Below are 16,342 nucleotides of genomic sequence, written 5' to 3'. Positions count from 1 at the left end.
CGACACCTATGTCTCGGTGCTGCCTGAGGTGGCCCACGAAGCCGCCCGGGAAACGGCCCGGCTGGTGCTGAACGCCGCGTCCGCGCTGGGGCGGCAGCTCAGCGGCTGACTCAGCTTTACCTCATATTCGCCCCATGCCGCCGCAGCGCGCGGCCCCCCGCTTCTTGGAGTTTCCGCAGGTAGAGAAGCGCGCCCTGCAGGATTCGAACCTGCGGCCGTCGGATTAGAAGCAAGATCTTTTAGTGTCGCGCGATGCCGTCTGGTGGCGATTCGTACCGCATCTGCGCGCTTTGCGTGTCCGGCAGTGCCGGGTTCTTTCGACGCATGCCGGGGCGTACGAGCACGCGCCGAGCACGGCAGGGACCGCACGCGATCATCCTGTCGGCCACAACAACCCATCGCCTCCCACTCACCTCGCGTTCGATCACCGTCCTGATGAGGCTGAACCTCCGCGACCGGGTGCAACTGGCGATCCTCACTACAAGCCCGATTTGGCACGGCCAGGCTCCGACGGTCAGTTCATGCATGTGTGCCATTCAGGATCTCGACCTCGCCTGCGTTCAGGGAGTAGTACGCGCCGACCACAGCCAGGACTTTCTTGGTCACCCGCGGTACGAGGCCCCGATCGCCGCACAGGACATTCGCGGTTAGCTCTACCTGGGCTTTGGCCATCGCCTCTGCGGGGCGAGCTATATCACGCAATATGACACCTTTGGAAACAAGCGACGATATCGCAGAAATCCCACCTCCAGCAGTAATGGTGGTCATATCGGGCATATCGCGCTTTTCGTTGAAAATCCCAGACCATCCACAGGCTGAGATGATCAGAGGGTTCTCGATTTCCCCATCGAATAGCGGCCAATATTGGCGATTCCGAGTCCCTGTTGCCCTTTCCTAGTAGTGTCGCGCCATACCTTGATCTAGTACACACGGAACGGCTATGTCGAATCCAAATTCTCGGCGGCGCGGAAACCTTCCTCCCGAGCCCACCACCTCCGTCGGGCGGCACCGGTTGCTCGCCAACCTCGAACGGCGCCTCGACGAGTCCCGGCTGGTGACCGTCACTGGCCTCGGAGGCGTGGGCAAGTCGCAGATTGCGTTGCGGCTGGCGCACCTAGTGTGCTCCCAGTACCGCGACGGAGTGTGGTTCGTCGACCTTGCCCAGTTGCAGGACGCGAGCATGATCAAGCACACCATCGCCTCGACACTCGGCCTCGCCGACCAGCTCCCGCGCTCGGAGCCGGAGTCTCTGCAGGAGTGGGTGGGTGAGCGCGACATGCTGCTCATCATCGATACATGCGAACATCTGGTGCGGGGCTGCGCCGAGGTGGTGCACGAACTGTTGGCTGCGGCGCCCAACCTGAAGGTGCTGGCCACCTCACGACAGCCGCTGCACCTGCCTTACGAGCACGTCGTGCCGGTGCCGCCGCTGGAGGTACCGGGCGACGACCCGGCAAAGAGCCCGTTCGCCAACGAATCCGTACAGCTCTTCGAGGCCCAGGCCAGCGTCAGCGCACCCGGTTTCGTGGTCAACGAGGACAACGTCCAGGACGTGGCAAAGCTGTGCCAGCTACTCGACGGCATCCCGCTGGCGATCGAGCTGGCGGCGGCGCGGCTGGCGGAGCTGTCACTAGAACAGATGCCAGCACTGCTGGCCGACCGGTTCAGCCTGCTGGTCGACGTCGGCCCTGTCGAATTGCCGCGTCATCAGACGCTGCGCGCGGCGATCAGCTGGAGTTACGAGCTGTGCGAGCCCGCCGAACAACTACTTTGGGCGCGCCTGTCGGTGTTCGCCCGCGACTTTGAGCTCGACGCCGCCACATTCGTCTGCTCCGACGAACAGCTGCCGGCGGAGGCCATCCTCGGCCTCTTGAACGGGCTGGCGGAGAAGTCGATCTTGCTGTTCGGGAACGATCAGGAGAGTGGGCGCTACAAGCTGGTCGACACCCTGGCCGAATACGGTGAGGAACGGCTAGACAAGCTCGGCCAGTCCGAGCAGCTGCGCCAGCGCCACTTGGACTACTACCTGAACTTGGCCCAGCGCAGCGAGGACGCCTGGTCAGGTCCGCGCCAGATCTACTGGTTCGTGCGCATGCGCCAGGAGCACGACAATGTGCGCGAGGCCCTCGAATACGCACTTCAATCGGCCGAAAAGGGAGCGCTAGCACTGCGGCTGCTGTCGTCGCTGTGGTTCATGTGGGTGTGCTGCGGATTCGCCCGCGACGGACAGCGGTATCTCGAACGGGCGCTGGAGACCAACTCCAGGCCGAGCAAGGAACGGTGCAAGGCATTGTGGGTGCTGTCCTACGTGCGCTGCGCCCTGGGCGACAGCGTGGGAGCGCAGGAGTTGGCCGAGACCTGCCTCGACGAGGCGACCAAGGTCGGCGACTCGCGAGCGGCCATGCTCGCCTCCAAGCTGCAGGGCACGGCGGCGCTGCTTCAGGGAGATCTGAAGAAGGCCGGCGCTCTGCTGGGCATGGCGCTCGAGTTCAACGCCGACAGCACGGAGCTCAACCCCGGCCTGCTGCCCGCCGTCATCGAGCTGGCGCTGCTGTTGACGGCGCAGGGCGAGCCGGGTGAGGCCGAGTCGTTGCTGCAGAACTGCCTGCAGATGTGCAGGGAGCGCGGCGAGCAGTGGGTCAGCTCCCACGCGCACTGGGCATTGGCGGGCAGCATGCTGGCGACCGGCCGACTCGACGACGCTCTGCTGAACGTCAGGAAGAGCCTGCGTATCAAGCGGCACTTCCACGACACGCTCGGCGCCCTGCTGGTGTTGGAGACTGCGGTGCGGATCTTCGTGGCACTTGGGCAGTTGCCGCTGGCCGCCCGGCTCGTGGGGGCGTTGGAGCACAACTGGGACACGGCCGGGGAGCCGCAGATGGGCGCGCCGTGGATGACCGATGACCACAAGGCATGTGTGCGGGACTGCAGGCGGCAGATGGGCGATCCGGCCTACAAGGACGCCTTCGAAGCGGGTGCGCGGCTTGATCTCGACAAGGCCTCTGCTCTCGTGCTAGGGGAGTGGGACATTCCCGAGTCCACCGCACTGGAGATCAGAGTCTCGGACAGCGACGACGACGCCTACGCCAAAGTAGCGGACGCTGTCGTACAGGTCGCGGGCGCCTTCGGATTCGATGTACCCACCGCGCACCAATCTCGCAACGAGCGCTATGTCATGAAATTCCGAGAGGCCACTTCGGAAGGAACTGCTGACGAGCAGCTCGAGGAGATGGATCGAGCGCTGCGTGACGAGACACCACGCGGCGAAACAGCTCAAACCGGCGCCGTGGACGCCCTCATCACAGCGCTTGAGGATGTGAACCGCGCGGTGGTGCTGGTGGAGCAGACGCTTCTCGTCAAGATGAACGGAGAAATCGTCACCAGGCGACTGTCCGCGGCCGAGCAGGCATACCTGGAAAACCATCGCTATCTCTTCAACAAGCCGGCCGATCTGCTGCACGAGCTCGACCAACTGGAGGCCGACGGCACACCAGACGCCCCCCGCCAATTCAAAAGAAATGATCGCGAGATCATCGTGCAACACCTGGGGGAGCCGGCCGCGCAGGCCCTGAACGCCTGGGCCGATACGGGAAATCGTGAGATATCGGTTAATCTGCCACTCTGGGTGAAAAGCGGGCACACAAAGAGCCCTTTGCTCGCCTTGATCATCAAAGCTCCTTCGGACAGCAACCAGCGCACGAGCAAAGTCATCGCGAAAGTCTGCCACCCTGGCCCTTCGTCACGCGAACCATCGCAGCATCAGCGGGCGTGGGATGCCAGCCCAAGAGAATTCCGCAGGGAGCACCTGGTCGCGCTCAAGCCGCACTCACCGGCCATCGGCGACACAGGAGGCTACGTACTCCTGCAGGAAGTCGCCGGAGGCAGTTTCGGCACCGTGTGCCAGATGGCAGAACTGGAGTCCCCGCGGGAGATCATCGCCGCTTTTGACGCGGTGGTACACGGGTTGATCTGCAAGTGGAACAGGAAGCGACCAGATCCCTATTTGCACATCGACTCCGGCGAATACCTACGGAGCGAGTTGCGCGAGAAATTCGAGCCACAGGGCAAGCTACGCACCTGGGCGCAGCAGAACGAACTCCTCCGTCCGGACCGTCGCTGGATCATGTTCGCGGACGAGAGCAACGCCCGGCTTCTGCCGAACCCCCTGGCCATGGCCGCGGGGGATATCGTCGCCCGGGACAACGTCCAGCACCTACGCGGGCTGACGCATGGCGACATGCATACAGGCAACGTCCTCCTGGAGCGCATGCGGCAAGGGGAACTCCTGCCGCAGCGGTTCAGGCTCGTCGACCTGACCGCCTTCGACAAAAGCGCGCCCCTGACCAGAGATCCGGCCATGCTCTTGCTCTCCATCGTCGCCGGACGCATACCGCTGGACGCACGCGCTCAGGAGGAGCTGTTCGACCAGATCGTACAGGGTGAAGGACGCCACGACCTTTTCGCGCCACTGATGCGTATGATCCGCGACGCCGACGCCAAACTGATCACCGACGACTTCCGTGAGGACTGGATCAATCAGCTGCCTTTGTCGCTGCTGGCCGCCGCGCTCCTGCACTGCACATTCGGCAATCTCGACGAGCGTACACGCTGGTGGTTCTTCCGCTTGGCTGCACGGTGCGGGGCGGAATACCTCCGCTCCACCGATTCGTGGCCGTCCTCTAACCACAGGCCGTCCGTGCTCGGGCTCGAGGACATGGGAGGGTTTCGCATGAGGCCTCGCCCGTGAATGCGCAGCTGAATTAACCTTGACGCGGCGGCAGGCAAAGCCGACGCCGATTAGGGCGTCCATTAAACCGACCGTCCGGGCCGCAGCCTGCGGGTGCCGAATACCGTGTCTCCTCATGCGACCTGCGCGCACTCATGGCGGAGGCCGCCGAGCCGATCTCCTCGGGAGACATCGATTTCGGCATCGACCGGATCGGGTAGCGCCCGCAGAGGGCTGGCCTGCTGAACCGGCCAACCCCGCCAACGGAGCCAAACTGCCTCACCTCCGACGACCGCATCTCGTGATCCGGACCGCCGGGGCGGACGGACCTCCGGCAGCAAGCAGGACAGCCCCACCTTCAGCAGCGCGGTGTCGATCATGCTGTGTGCAGGGCTGGTGCACGCGAGCGCACTCCGAGCACGGCGACCTGGTAATCCGTCCCACACAGATGGCCCATCAACGCGTTACCGCAGGTCAGCATCATGATTAAGGGCATGTCGCGCGGAATTCGAACGCGGCAGCCATCGGATTAGGCAGTCGAAGTCCACAGAACTCGTACACGAGCCCAGCCGAAGTTTGAGACAAAGCATTCTGTACACGTTCAGCAAATCATTGGCAACGTGCTGCTTTCGATAAATCAAGTGTTGGCCGCCAACGCCATCGAACGTAAAGACTAGATCAAGCCTCGTCTCGACTCGTCTTGAAAGCGCAGACATCGGAGTTGCGAGCACTGCGGCCGTCGGATTAGAAGCAAGATCATTAAGTGTCACACGGTGCCAGCCGATGACGGTTCCTCCCACTTTAACGCGTTCTGCGTGTCACGCGGTGTCGGGTCCTGACGATGCGTGACGGGGCGTACGAGCACGCACCGAGCACGGCCGCCGTCCTGTTGGGTCATTGCGTCATGGCTCCCCCGGAATGGATCCCGCACTCCAGCCAGACACCTCATGACGTCAAGATGTGACCTCATGTGTCGTGAAACTTTCACGGCCTGTGGCCACAACTGGCCGGCGCCCACCTGGCGGCCCCCTCGATCGCTGCCCAACCGAAAGGACCGCACACCCCCTGCTCCATCGCGGGTTCATCCCATCACCGCCTAGGCGCAGGAGTGGTCAGAACATTTCCAAGCGACACATGGGGCGTTGTTCAATTCTCAATTATTTGTTCTCATGGGGCCCTCGTCCCCTCCTACGAAGGAACGGATTTGAGGTACCTGGGCCACGAGCCAGAGCGTCGTCCCGCAACTCGACCGCAGGTCATGGAACGACCTTGGTCTGCACCGCTGCTGGACCACCTTTCGCCTGAGGATCGCCGCCTCTTCCAGCTGTTCGGGAAGGGTCCGAATCGGACGGTTCCTCATCAGTACATCCATCGAGCATTCGAGCGGTGGGCCGCGGTCACCCCAGACGGGATCGCCGTAGAGCATCTCGGCGAGACCGTCTCTTACCGTGAACTCGACCGCCAGGCGAACCTGCTGGCGGGCCTGCTGGTCCGGCACGGCGTTCGGCCAGGGGACAACGTCGGCCTGTTCGTCCGGCGCGGGATCCCCATGATAGTCGGACTGCTGGCCGCGCTGAAGGTGGGCGCGGCCTACGTGCCGCAGGACGTGGACATCGCCCCGGAGGAGTATCTCCGCTATGTCATCGCCACGGCGGCCACGCGGGTGATCCTCACACTGTCGGACGCGGAGGAGCGCATCCCGGCAGGTGCCGGGCAAGTGTGCGTCCCCATCGACGCCGTCATGCGGGACGGTGGCCAGGGTGCGTTCGAGCCCGTCGATCCTGCCGGGGGCTGCTACGTACTGTTCACCTCCGGCACGACAGGAAAGCCCAACGGTGTCATCGTCACCCATCGGAACGTCTGCAACGTCCTGCTCACCGAGCCCGGAGACCTCGACATGCGCCCGGGCTTGCGGGTCGGGCAGATCCTCAACATCGGGTTCGACATGGCGGCATGGGAGATTCTGGGTACCCTCTCGCACGGCGCGACGCTGGTCATTCGGGGGAAGGACATCGCCGAGACCGTGACGGACGTCGAGGTGGTGATCGCCACCCCGACAATCCTCTCAACGGTCGATCCGGGGAGCTGCCGCCGGATACGGGTAGCGGCCGTGGCTGGAGAGCCGTGCCCCCGCGCGCTCGCCGACCGGTGGGCGGCTGTCGGCACCTTCTACAACGCGTGCGGCCCGACCGAGACGACCATCGTCAACACGATGCAGCGCCATGATCCGGCGGCGATCCGGCTCACCATCGGCCGGCCCACGCCCAACAACACCGTGTACGTGCTCGACGAGTATGGGCGCCCGTGCGCCATCGGTGAGATCGGCGAAATGTGGGCCGGCGGCGAGTGCGTGTCCGCGGGATATGCGGGGAATCCCGAGCTGACCGGCGAACGGTACGCGCCGGATCCATTCCTCGGCGGGGGACGGCTGATGTTCAGGACGCGGGATCTGGGGCGCTGGACGCCCGATGGCGAACTGGAACACCTGGGGCGGACCGATGACCAGGTCAAGGTCCGAGGGTTCCGGGTCGAGCTGGACTCGGTCTCGGCCGTCCTCGAGGCGCTGCCCGGATGCAATCGCGCGGTGACGCTCAAGCTCGACGACCGGACCCTCGTGTCGTTCGTCACCGGGGCGCATGTGGAACAGGAAGCAGCCCGAAGAGCAGTCGCCGCCGTGCTTCCTTATTACTGCGTGCCATCAGCAGTGCACGTAATGGGAGCGCTCCCACTCACTAGTAGAGGAAAGGTCGACAAGAAGGCCCTGCTCCGGCTGGCGGTCGCGGAGGTGGCTTCATGACGACGATCGACGCAGGAGAAGGGGTCACACGGCGGTCGGAGGTCGAACTGCCTGAGCTGACGTCGCTGCCGCAGCGCGTTCTCAAGCATCCGCATCTCATGCATTACAACCGGCTTGCGGCCTTCGTCCTTGCGGTGAACTTGGTCGTTCTCTTGTACGGGCTGGGCTCGGGCGGGTGGTGGTCTCGGGACGGGGTGGACCTGCGTGCTCTGTCGTATGCGGCGCTGGGGAACTTCGCTCTGGCGGTCATCATCCGGCAGCAGTACGTCGTCAACCTGCTCTTCTGGCTCGCCATCCGGCCGCCCACCACGTGGCCGCTGCGGGTCCGGTGGGCGCTGGCCAAGGTCTACCACTTTGGCGGTCTGCACATCGGCGGCGCGTTGGCGGGGACGCTCTGGTACCTCGCGCTCGTCGGTGGCCTGACCCACCACGCGGTCCGGGGCCTGGGCGGCGGAGCGACGGCCGGGACCCTCGCGGTCTCCTATGCGCTGGTGACGCTGCTTATCGGCATGGTGGTCACGGCAATGCCTCCGCTGCGGTCCAGGTTCCATGACCTCTTCGAACGAACGCACCGGTTCGGCGGCTGGACCGTGCTGGTGCTCTTCTGGGTCCAGACCGTGCTGTTCACGCGGGCCGTGGAGCAGAGCCTCGCCGCGGCGCCTGGCATCTGGGTCCTGGCCGTGATCACGTTCAGCATCGCTCTGCCGTGGCTGCGGCTGCGGCGGGTACCGGTGGTCATCGAGCGACCGTCGTCACATGTGGCGCTGGTGCACTTCGACCACGGTGTCACGCCGTTCGCGGGCTCCTCGACGGCGGTCAGCCGAAGCCCGCTGCTGGAATGGCATTCGTTCGCCAACGTCCCGACCCCGGGACGACCGGGGTTCCGGCTCACGATCTCGCGGTCGGGAGACTGGACCGGGGCCTTCATCGACGACCTGCCCTCGCATGTTTGGGTCAAGGGCATCACCACCGCCGGCGTGGCCAACATCGAGACGCTGTTCACCAAGGTGGTGTACGTGGCCACCGGCAGCGGCATCGGGCCGTGCCTACCCCACCTGCTGGCCGCGAAGGTCCCGTCCCGGCTGGTGTGGTCGGCACGCCGGCACCGGAAAACCTACGGCGACGCGCTCGTCGACGAGATCCTGGCCGTCCAGCCCGACGCGGTCCTCTGGGACACCGCCGAACACGGCAAGCCCGACATGGTCCGGCTGGCGTACGCGGCGTACGCCGAGTTCGGTGCCGAGGCCGTCATCTGCATCTCGAACAAGAAGCTCACCTGGCAGGTCGTACACGGCATGGAGCGCCGCGGCATCCCCGCCTACGGCGCGATCTGGGACTCCTGAGGAGGCAACGATGCACGCGAAGATTGATCGTGTCGGCCGCGTCGTCACCGTGCGCCTGTACCGCCCCGAAGTACTCAACGCACTGAACACCGACCTGATGAACGACCTCGTGGGCGCGCTGCGACCGCTGGACCGCGACCCGGGCGTCGGCTGCTTCCTGATCACCGGCTCCGATCGGGCGTTCGCCGCCGGGGCCGACATCCGGGAGATGGCCTCCAAATCCGCGACCGACCTGGCCGAGGAGGACTTCTTCGCGGGATGGGAGGAGTTCGCGGCGCTGCGCACTCCGAAGATCGCCGCGGTCGCGGGATACGCGCTCGGCGGCGGCTGCGAGCTCGCGATGATGTGCGACGTCATCATCGCCGCCGACACCGCGGTCTTCGGACAGCCCGAGATCCGGCTCGGGGTGATCCCCGGCATCGGCGGCACCCAGCGTCTCACCCGCCTGATCGGACGGGCCAAAGCGATGGACCTGATCCTCACCGGGCGCACGCTCAACTCCGCGGAGGCAGAAAGTGCCGGCCTGGTCTCCCGGGTGGTCCCAGCCGACCGCCTCTTGGAGGAGGCAACGCAGATCGCAGCCACGATCGCCTCGTTCAGCAAACCGGCGGCCGTGGCCGCCCGGGAAGCGGTCAACCGGGCAGACGAGACTTCCCTGCGCGAGGGTATGCTCTTCGAGCGACGCGTCTTCCACGCCCTCTTCGCCGGCGATGACCAGACAGAGGGCATGCGCGCCTTCCTGGAAAAACGCGCACCGTCCTTCAACGAAGGTTAGTAGTAGTACTTTGTTAGGTCCCTTTGGCGTAGAGACCTCGAGGCGATGCGGGTAGCTTCATGCTGGGGTGACCCCTGACGAGCTTTCGAGGGCGCGGCAACGGTTCGAGACGTTCGCCGCGGAGATGTTCGCGCCCATGCCACGCTCGGATCAACGGGCGAAGGGCATGACGTATCTGCGTGGTCTGCTGCTCGACGGACGGCGCAAATCGATGCAGCCGATGGCGGGCCGCCTGGGGGTGGACCACGAAGGGCTGCAGCAGTTCGTGACGTCCTCGACCTGGGACACGCGCGCGGTGCGGGCCAGGCTGGCCCGGCGGGCGGTGGAGGTGGTGCGGCCGGCGGCGTGGGTGATCGACGATACCGGCTTCCCCAAGGATGGGAAGGGTTTGCCGTGCGTGGCGCGGCAGTACTCCGGCACGCTCGGCAAGGTGGCCAACTGCCAGATCGGGGTCAGCGTGCACGCCGTCACCGACACCGCCTCCTGCCCGCTGGATTGGCCCCTGTTCGTGCCGCCGTCGTGGGACGAGCAGGCCGCCGAGGCCGAGTTGCGCGCGCAGGTGCCGGCGCGGCGCGATCGGTGCGGTATCCCGGACGGGGAGCGTCATCGCTCGAAGTGGAAGATGGCCGTGGAGATGCTCGATGCGCTCGCTGAGCAGGGGTTACGGCCGCCGCTGCTGGTCGCCGATGCCGGCTACGGCGACAGCAGCCCGTTACGCGGCGCATTGGACGAGCGCGGCATAGGCTATGTCGTGCAGGTCAAAGGTGATGCCCTGGCCCACTTGCCGGACGCGCGGCCGGTGCCGCGGACCTGGTCCGGGCGGGGCCGGCCACCGAGGCGGACCGAGCCCCGCTATCCCGCCACCGCCATCAGCCTGGCCGCGCACATCCAGGCCGCCGGCCCCGCCGCTGCGGTCCCGATCACGTGGCGCGAAGGCTCCAAAGGGGCGATGACGTCGGCGTTCGTCTTCCTGCGGGTACGTCCGGCCGGGCACCTGAAGGGTGTCAATACTCCCTTCACGGTCGTGAGCTGCGAGTTTGTCTCGGCTTCCTGGTCGGAGCGGTGGCCTGGGTCAGGCATGCTCGAGGCTCGTGACGCTCCGTCTCTTCTATATGATCTTCTGCCGCATCGTGAGTTGGCTGATGCTGCTGCCCCGTAGCGACGCGTCCAAGAACATGGAGATCCTCGTCCTGCGGCACGAGGTCACCGTGCTGCGCCTTCAGGTTCGCCGTCCACGGCTGTCATGGGCGGACCGAGCGGTGCTGTCCGCGCTGGCCCGAGGACTGCCGGCGGTGCTGCGTGCCCACCGACTGGTGACGCCAGGGACGCTGCTGCGCTGGCACCGGCGTCTGATCGCGCGTCACTGGACCTACCCGCACCGGAGGATAGGACGGCCTGCAACCGATCCGGCGGTCGTGGCGTTGATCCAGCAGTTGGCGCGGGAGAATCCTCGCTGGGGTTACGAGCGTATCCGAGGCGAACTGCGGCATCTAAGCCACAAGGTGAGCGGTGCGACGATCCGCCGGGTCCTGAAACGGAGGCGCTTGGGTCCGGCGCCGCGACGCGCCGATGACCGTTGGCGTGATTTCGTCCGCGCCCACAGTGCGAGCACGCTGGCGTGTGATTTCTTCGCGGTGGACACCGTCACGCTGCGCCGGTTGTACGTCTTCTTCGTGGTGGAGGTCGGCACCCGGTTCGTGCACGTGCTCGGCGTGACCGCTCACCCTGATGGCGCTTGGGTTACCCAGCAAGCCCGTAATCTTCTCGTCGATCTGGAGGACCGGGCCAACACGTTCCGGTTCCTGATTCGGGATCGGGACACGAAGTTCACCAGCAGCTTTGATGAGGTCTTCGCAGGCGATGACATTCACGTGCTGAAGATCCCGCCGCGGTCGCCTCGCGCGAACGCGTTGGCCGAGCGATGGGTCCGCACCGCCCGCATGGAATGCACCGACCGACTGCTGATCTTCGGCGAACGGCACCTTCGCATCGTGCTGGACGAATACGCCGATCATTACAATCGCCACCGGCCGCACCGCTCCCTCGCCCTCCGAGCTCCCACCAATGATGAGTCCGACGTGATCCCGCTGCCGCTGGGTCGGATCGAGCGCCGCGAAGTTCTCGGCGGGCTGATCAACGAGTACCAGCGAGCCAGCTGACCAACGAGGTGTAGCCATAAAGAGGCAGGCCACGGCCTTGACACCCTTCAGGACCTTCATCTCTTCGCTGATCGAGCTGTCCCCCCGGATCCTCTCGCTGGCCAACGAGGCCGGCGATGACGAGGTGATCGCCGGCCCGGACGAGGGCGTGGCCGCGCTGCGCGAGGTCGACTGGGAGTGAGAGGCCGACCTCTTACCGATCTTGAAGTTTGCCCGCCGAACGCCACTTGAAGTCATCAAGGACAACGCTGGCGACCGGTGTCAGGGCTGGCCGAAAAGGTCCTCCCCATCGCTGCCTCCGAGAAGAAAGGTGAAGCGCTCCAGATCGGCGCGGAGGGCGATCCAGGCCGTAGGCGGGGTGGCCGACGTGGGCCAGGAGCGATGGCGACAGCCTGGCAGGGTCCGCGGCGAGCCAGTCGGCGATGAATGCAGGAGCTCGGCGAGTTCAATCGCGTCGGCGGCATCAAGGCTGATGGCGAGTATGGCCGGCTGATCAGGCATGCTGGGTTGCGCGGGTCTGGGCGAGGCGGTAGGAGTCGGTGCCGGTCTCGACGATGTTCCCTGTCAAGTCAGCGTGTTGAAGATCTTGGCGTCTTCTCAGGGCTCTTAAGCGCGTGTGAAGAGGACTGCTCCTGGAGCAGTCCCGTCCATATCGAGCAGCATTTGGGCCTTTACCGTGAACCCGGCATCGCGCAGCCATCCCGCCACTTGCGTGGGTTGGCGCAGGTGAATGTGAACTTTCATGGGATGCCCGCCGTAACCTCGGGTCTTCAGCCGTGACTCGTCACCGACGTGAAACCCGAGCAGTAGGGTCCCGCCGGGCCGTAGCACCCGCTTGAAGTGGTCGAAGGCCCTGGGAACCGCGTCGTCGGGGACATGAATCAGCGACCAGAAACCGAGCAGGCCGGCGACCGAAGCGTCGGGGAGGTCGAGGTCGGTCATCGACCCCACCTCGAACCGCAGATGGGGGTGGTCACGTCGGGCCACGTCGATCATGGTGGGAGAAAGGTCGATACCGAACGCGTCGAGGCCCAACTCCTGCAGGTGAGCCGTGACGTGCCCGGGTCCGCAACCGATGTCAGCCACCGGTCCGTCTCCTGCGGTGCGAACCAACTCCGCGAACAACGCCAGGATCGCCCGGAGGTAGGGGTGCTCGTCCAGCGCCTGGCGCATCTGGTCGGCGTAGCTGACTGCGACCGTGTCATAGGAGGCCCGGGTGTCCTCCAACCAGTTATCCGTGTTCATGCGCTGACACCCTAGTGGGCGATCAAGGTCTGCAAGGGTGTCCGGTGGCAGAAAGATCATGTAGTGAGTTCACTGCGAACGGTTGTTCAGCGCCGGTGGTGAAGCGGTGTGACGTTCGGTTCGGGCAGCTTCAACTGCTCGCGCAGTTCCTGGTTTTCCAGAGTGAGCTGGTGGACGACTCGGACCTGGGCGGGGACGTCTTCCTTGATTTGGGCGAGTTCCTTGTTCTTGTTCGCGATCGTCTTCTTCAGTCTCGTGATCTCGGCGCGGAGCCGGACCTCGACGTGTGAGGTCGCGCCGCGTGCCTTGACCAGTTCGTAGAACTCGTTCTTCAGGTCGGTGTGGCGCTGGGTGAGAGCGTTGCGCGGGACCTGCGACTCTTGGGCGAGCGCGACGATGGTCAGGGCGCCGTTGGAGTGTTCGGCCTGGTCATTGAGGAGGCGGTGGATGCCGGCGCGGATGCGTTCGCGTTCGTCAGGGGTCGGGCTCATGTGGCGTCCTTGACAGTGATGTGGGTGCGGTCGTGGGTGTCGGCCAGGTCACGGAGGCGGATGGCGTTGGCGCGGAGCCGATCGCCGATCGGTCGTGCGGCGAAGGCAGCACGCTTGTCGAGGAACTCGGCGCGTTCGCGGAGTTGGGCGGCGTGCTCGTCGGTGCGGATGATGTTGCCGCAGCCGGGGACGCAGCGGTCGAGGGTTGGGGTGTCCCGGACGCCGTCGCGATGGCAGAGTGCCTGAGCGCGCTTGTAGTGACACAGCACGAACGCCTGCGGGTTGTCGTAGATCATGGCGTCCTCGTTGGCGATCAGGCGTTTGGCCGTGGCTGCGGTGATGACGGTGCCTGCGAAGCGGGGTGCCTTCGCTGCGGCCTTGATGGCGCGGCGGGCGGCGGGTCCGGACACGCCGCCGCCGTCGGCCAGGTGGTCCTTGAGGCCGATGACCGTGTCGGCGACGGCGCAGGCGGTCTCGATGTCGATGAGGTCGTGGATGCCGCTGCGGGAGCGGGAGCCGTATCCGTCGGTGACCGTGGAGAAGGCCGTGCGCAGGTAGCCGTACTGGATCGCGAGGGCGACGAGCCCGCCGGGACGGCGGGCGATGTGCCAGGCCAGGGACCGCCTGGACCGGGCGGTGCCGATGACGCCGTGCGGGCCCGGCGGAATGGTCTCGGCGGGAACATCATGCTTGGTGGCCTCGGCGTTCGCCCAGGCGATGAACGCCTCGATGCGGTCCCGCATCGTGTCGAGCTTGAGCGATCCCCGTGCCCGGGCGGCGCCCGGCGACGTCATGGGCGGCTTTGTCGAACAGCAGGCCGCCGGGCGGGACCATGCGTTCCAGGACGCGGATGGCGTTGACGACCGGCGTGATCGCCACCCATGGGACGTCCTGGTCTGCTCCGGCGGAGTCGTGGTTTCCCTGCTCGTCGGTGGCAGTCTTGAACGTCTTGCCGCGTATCAGGTGCCGCCCGGTCGTGCCGTCGCCGCCTTGCTCCGGGTCCGAGCAGCAGCCAGTGCGCAGCCCTAACACCTCGCCGGGACGCATCCCGGTGAGGTAGGCGATGACGATGAAACACGCCGTGCCCAGATGGATCATCAGACGGTCGGTCTCGCCGAGGTCAAGCGTGTCACGCCAGGGCGATCCGGCGATCGTGCCGGTCACCGGGACGTCAAGGGGGCATCCTCCCGGCCGCTCAGCCGCAGCGGCGACCAGCCCCTCGCGGACCAGCAGAGTGTTGATCTGGCTCTTGGCCGCGCCGGTGAGGCCCTGGACGTATTCACGGGCGAAACGGGGGCGTCCTCGGTGGATGGTGGTCGGCAGCGAGGCCCGGCCCTCGATCAACGGCGTCAGATAGGCGAGCAGCGCGGCCTTGCCCTCGGGCGTGGCGCTGTTGGCCCGGCCGGCCGCCATCAGCCGATGTCCTTCCGCCCAGCCGCGCAGTATGTCCTCGGACAAGTCGTCGACCATCCGCATCGCCCAGACCAGCAACGGCCCCATCACCTGCTCGGCAACCGGTTCGGTCTGGTTCTCTCCGCCGCCTGACGGCACTGCGGGAAGGTAGTCGTCGATGCCGAACTCGTCCCAGGGCGGGCGTCCGATGCCGGCCGGACGCGCGGTGAGCCGGTCGTAAGCCCACAGCCTCGTCAGCGCCGCCAAGACTCCCTGGGCCGAGGAGCGGACAGCGTGCTGCGTCACAAGGTGCTGGGCGTAGTCGTGCAGAACCGTCTGGTCGCAGTCGGCGAGGCTGCGGATTCCACGGTCGTTCAACCAGTTCACGAGGTTCATCCACTGCGTCACGATGGTGCCGGCGCTGACCCGGCTGCGCATGCGTTGGCGTTCTCGGACGAACGTGGGCCGCAACTCACCGTTGATCATCGTCCAGGCGGCCAGCTTCAGCTCGCCGAGGCACGCCTCGGGGCAGCAGCGCCCGTTAATCGATCTGTTCCGGGCGCTGGGGTTGCCCGACAGTGGGGACATGTGCCAGGTCATCTCGGAGAACTGGGTGTTGAGGTGCGCTGGTCAGCGCAGACGCGACGAGCTGGGGCAGGACCACGGGAGTGGCAGGGGTCGGAAACGATGCTGGGGCACGCCAGCATCGTGCTAACCGCCAACACCTACGTTTCGGTGCTGCCGGTGGTGGCCCATCACGCGGCGCGGGAGACGGTCCGGCTGGTGCTGTCCGCCTCGTCCGCGCCGGGGCGGGAGCTAAGCGCGTGACTCAGCTTTGCCTCACATCTGCCTCACACCGCCACAGGCCGCGATCGCTGTGCGGGTTGGCGCAGGTGGAGTGGCGCGCCCTGCAGGATTCGAACCTGTGACCGTCGGATTAGAAGATCCGATCAGATTTCGCTGGACTGCATGGACACAGCTTCGGGCGAGTCGGTGACCCCTGCCAATCGACCTCGTCACGGAGCACTTCGTTCCCGTTACTGAAAACGATCTTTACTAGTAGTCCTGCTTCATGTGATCATCGACTTGTTTTTGCCACATCTGTTCGAAAGGTCGTGAGTGAACACACGCCGATCAACCTCCGGCTTATCCGCCCGGACGCGCCGCCGCGCCGCCTTAGTGAGCGCCCTGGCGCTGCCCATCACCTTGATGGCTGCACCCTCAAATGCCCAAGGCTTCACCCCATCCCTCACTGGTGCGACCCAGCCACCCCACGCCAGTTCCCCAGCAGGCAAAGTCACGCCTACCCACGTGGACAAGGCGCTTGACGCCGCTAAGGCAAAAGCTGCCAAGACCGGCAAACGCGTGCCCCTGCCCTCGCGCTACACCGAAACCATGAAGGTGTGGGCGAACA

At 65.6% G+C, this 16,342-nt stretch carries 11 protein-coding genes; 7 read left to right on the top strand and 4 right to left on the bottom strand.

Translation table 11 applies throughout. The features are described 5' to 3' along the window. Positions 1-1,012 precede the first annotated feature (1,012 nt). The 7 genes from ACIBI9_RS62560 (at position 1,013) to ACIBI9_RS62530 (ending at position 11,981) form a co-directional block, all read left to right on the top strand. Positions 1,013-4,747 carry an ATP-binding protein gene (locus ACIBI9_RS62560; protein WP_397237740.1) on the top strand — a complete coding sequence of 1,245 codons (3,735 nt, stop codon included), beginning with the start codon at positions 1,013-1,015 and terminating at the stop codon, positions 4,745-4,747. Between the two features lie 1,237 nt (positions 4,748-5,984). Continuing rightward, complete coding sequence (locus ACIBI9_RS62555; protein WP_397237738.1) at positions 5,985-7,523, top strand: amino acid adenylation domain-containing protein; 1,539 nt, start codon at positions 5,985-5,987, stop codon at positions 7,521-7,523. After that, positions 7,520-8,866: a hypothetical protein gene (locus ACIBI9_RS62550; RefSeq protein WP_397237736.1), complete on the top strand. Its 1,347-nt coding sequence runs from the start codon at positions 7,520-7,522 to the stop codon at positions 8,864-8,866. Before ACIBI9_RS62555 ends, ACIBI9_RS62550 begins: the two co-directional genes overlap by 4 nt. Positions 8,867-8,876: 10 nt before the next feature. Then, the gene (locus ACIBI9_RS62545; RefSeq protein WP_397237734.1) at positions 8,877-9,641 is read left to right on the top strand and encodes an enoyl-CoA hydratase-related protein; all 765 of its coding nucleotides are present in this window, start codon (positions 8,877-8,879) and stop codon (positions 9,639-9,641) included. Between the two features lie 67 nt (positions 9,642-9,708). Further along, positions 9,709-10,800: an IS701 family transposase gene (locus ACIBI9_RS62540; RefSeq protein ID WP_397237732.1), complete on the top strand. Its 1,092-nt coding sequence runs from the start codon at positions 9,709-9,711 to the stop codon at positions 10,798-10,800. Next, positions 10,772-11,800: an integrase core domain-containing protein gene (locus tag ACIBI9_RS62535; protein WP_397237730.1), complete on the top strand. Its 1,029-nt coding sequence runs from the start codon at positions 10,772-10,774 to the stop codon at positions 11,798-11,800. Before ACIBI9_RS62540 ends, ACIBI9_RS62535 begins: the two co-directional genes overlap by 29 nt. 37 nt (positions 11,801-11,837) lie before the next feature. Beyond that, entirely contained in the window at positions 11,838-11,981 is a 144-nt protein-coding gene (locus tag ACIBI9_RS62530) for a hypothetical protein (RefSeq protein WP_397237728.1), read from the top strand. A gap of 425 nt (positions 11,982-12,406) precedes the next feature. Here the strand turns inward: ACIBI9_RS62530 and ACIBI9_RS62525 are convergent, their stop codons facing one another. The 4 genes from ACIBI9_RS62525 to ACIBI9_RS62510 all read right to left on the bottom strand — a co-directional run bounded on the left by ACIBI9_RS62525 (position 12,407) and on the right by ACIBI9_RS62510 (position 15,414). After that, positions 12,407-13,045, bottom strand: coding sequence for a class I SAM-dependent DNA methyltransferase (locus tag ACIBI9_RS62525; RefSeq protein WP_397237726.1), 639 nt, complete (start codon positions 13,043-13,045; stop codon positions 12,407-12,409). A gap of 86 nt (positions 13,046-13,131) precedes the next feature. Further along, positions 13,132-13,536, bottom strand: a complete 405-nt coding sequence (locus tag ACIBI9_RS62520; protein WP_397237724.1) for a hypothetical protein — start codon at positions 13,534-13,536, stop codon at positions 13,132-13,134. Then, positions 13,533-14,279: a hypothetical protein gene (locus ACIBI9_RS62515; RefSeq protein WP_397237722.1), complete on the bottom strand. Its 747-nt coding sequence runs from the start codon at positions 14,277-14,279 to the stop codon at positions 13,533-13,535. Before ACIBI9_RS62515 ends, ACIBI9_RS62520 begins: the two co-directional genes overlap by 4 nt. Continuing rightward, positions 14,221-15,414, bottom strand: a complete 1,194-nt coding sequence (locus tag ACIBI9_RS62510) for a hypothetical protein (RefSeq protein ID WP_397237720.1) — start codon at positions 15,412-15,414, stop codon at positions 14,221-14,223. The genes ACIBI9_RS62515 and ACIBI9_RS62510 overlap by 59 nt, the downstream gene beginning before the upstream one ends. Positions 15,415-16,342: the final 928 nt, after the last annotated feature.

This window comes from Nonomuraea sp. NPDC050451 (assembly GCF_044458585.1).
The sequence above is the reverse complement of the archived record's forward strand: the minus strand, read 5'-3'. Positions and strand labels throughout refer to the sequence as shown.

Bases quoted from the DNA above. Each gene is read 5' to 3' on its own strand.
- ACIBI9_RS62545 (WP_397237734.1), top strand. From the start codon at position 8,877: ATGCACGCGAAGATTGATCGTGTCGGCCGCGTCGTCACCGTGCGCCTG.
- ACIBI9_RS62550 (WP_397237736.1), top strand. From the start codon at position 7,520: ATGACGACGATCGACGCAGGAGAAGGGGTCACACGGCGGTCGGAGGTC.
- ACIBI9_RS62520 (WP_397237724.1), bottom strand. From the start codon at position 13,536: ATGAGCCCGACCCCTGACGAACGCGAACGCATCCGCGCCGGCATCCAC.
- ACIBI9_RS62515 (WP_397237722.1), bottom strand. From the start codon at position 14,279: ATGCGGGACCGCATCGAGGCGTTCATCGCCTGGGCGAACGCCGAGGCC.
- ACIBI9_RS62525 (WP_397237726.1), bottom strand. From the start codon at position 13,045: ATGAACACGGATAACTGGTTGGAGGACACCCGGGCCTCCTATGACACG.
- ACIBI9_RS62510 (WP_397237720.1), bottom strand. From the start codon at position 15,414: ATGATCAACGGTGAGTTGCGGCCCACGTTCGTCCGAGAACGCCAACGC.
- ACIBI9_RS62555 (WP_397237738.1), top strand. From the start codon at position 5,985: ATGGAACGACCTTGGTCTGCACCGCTGCTGGACCACCTTTCGCCTGAG.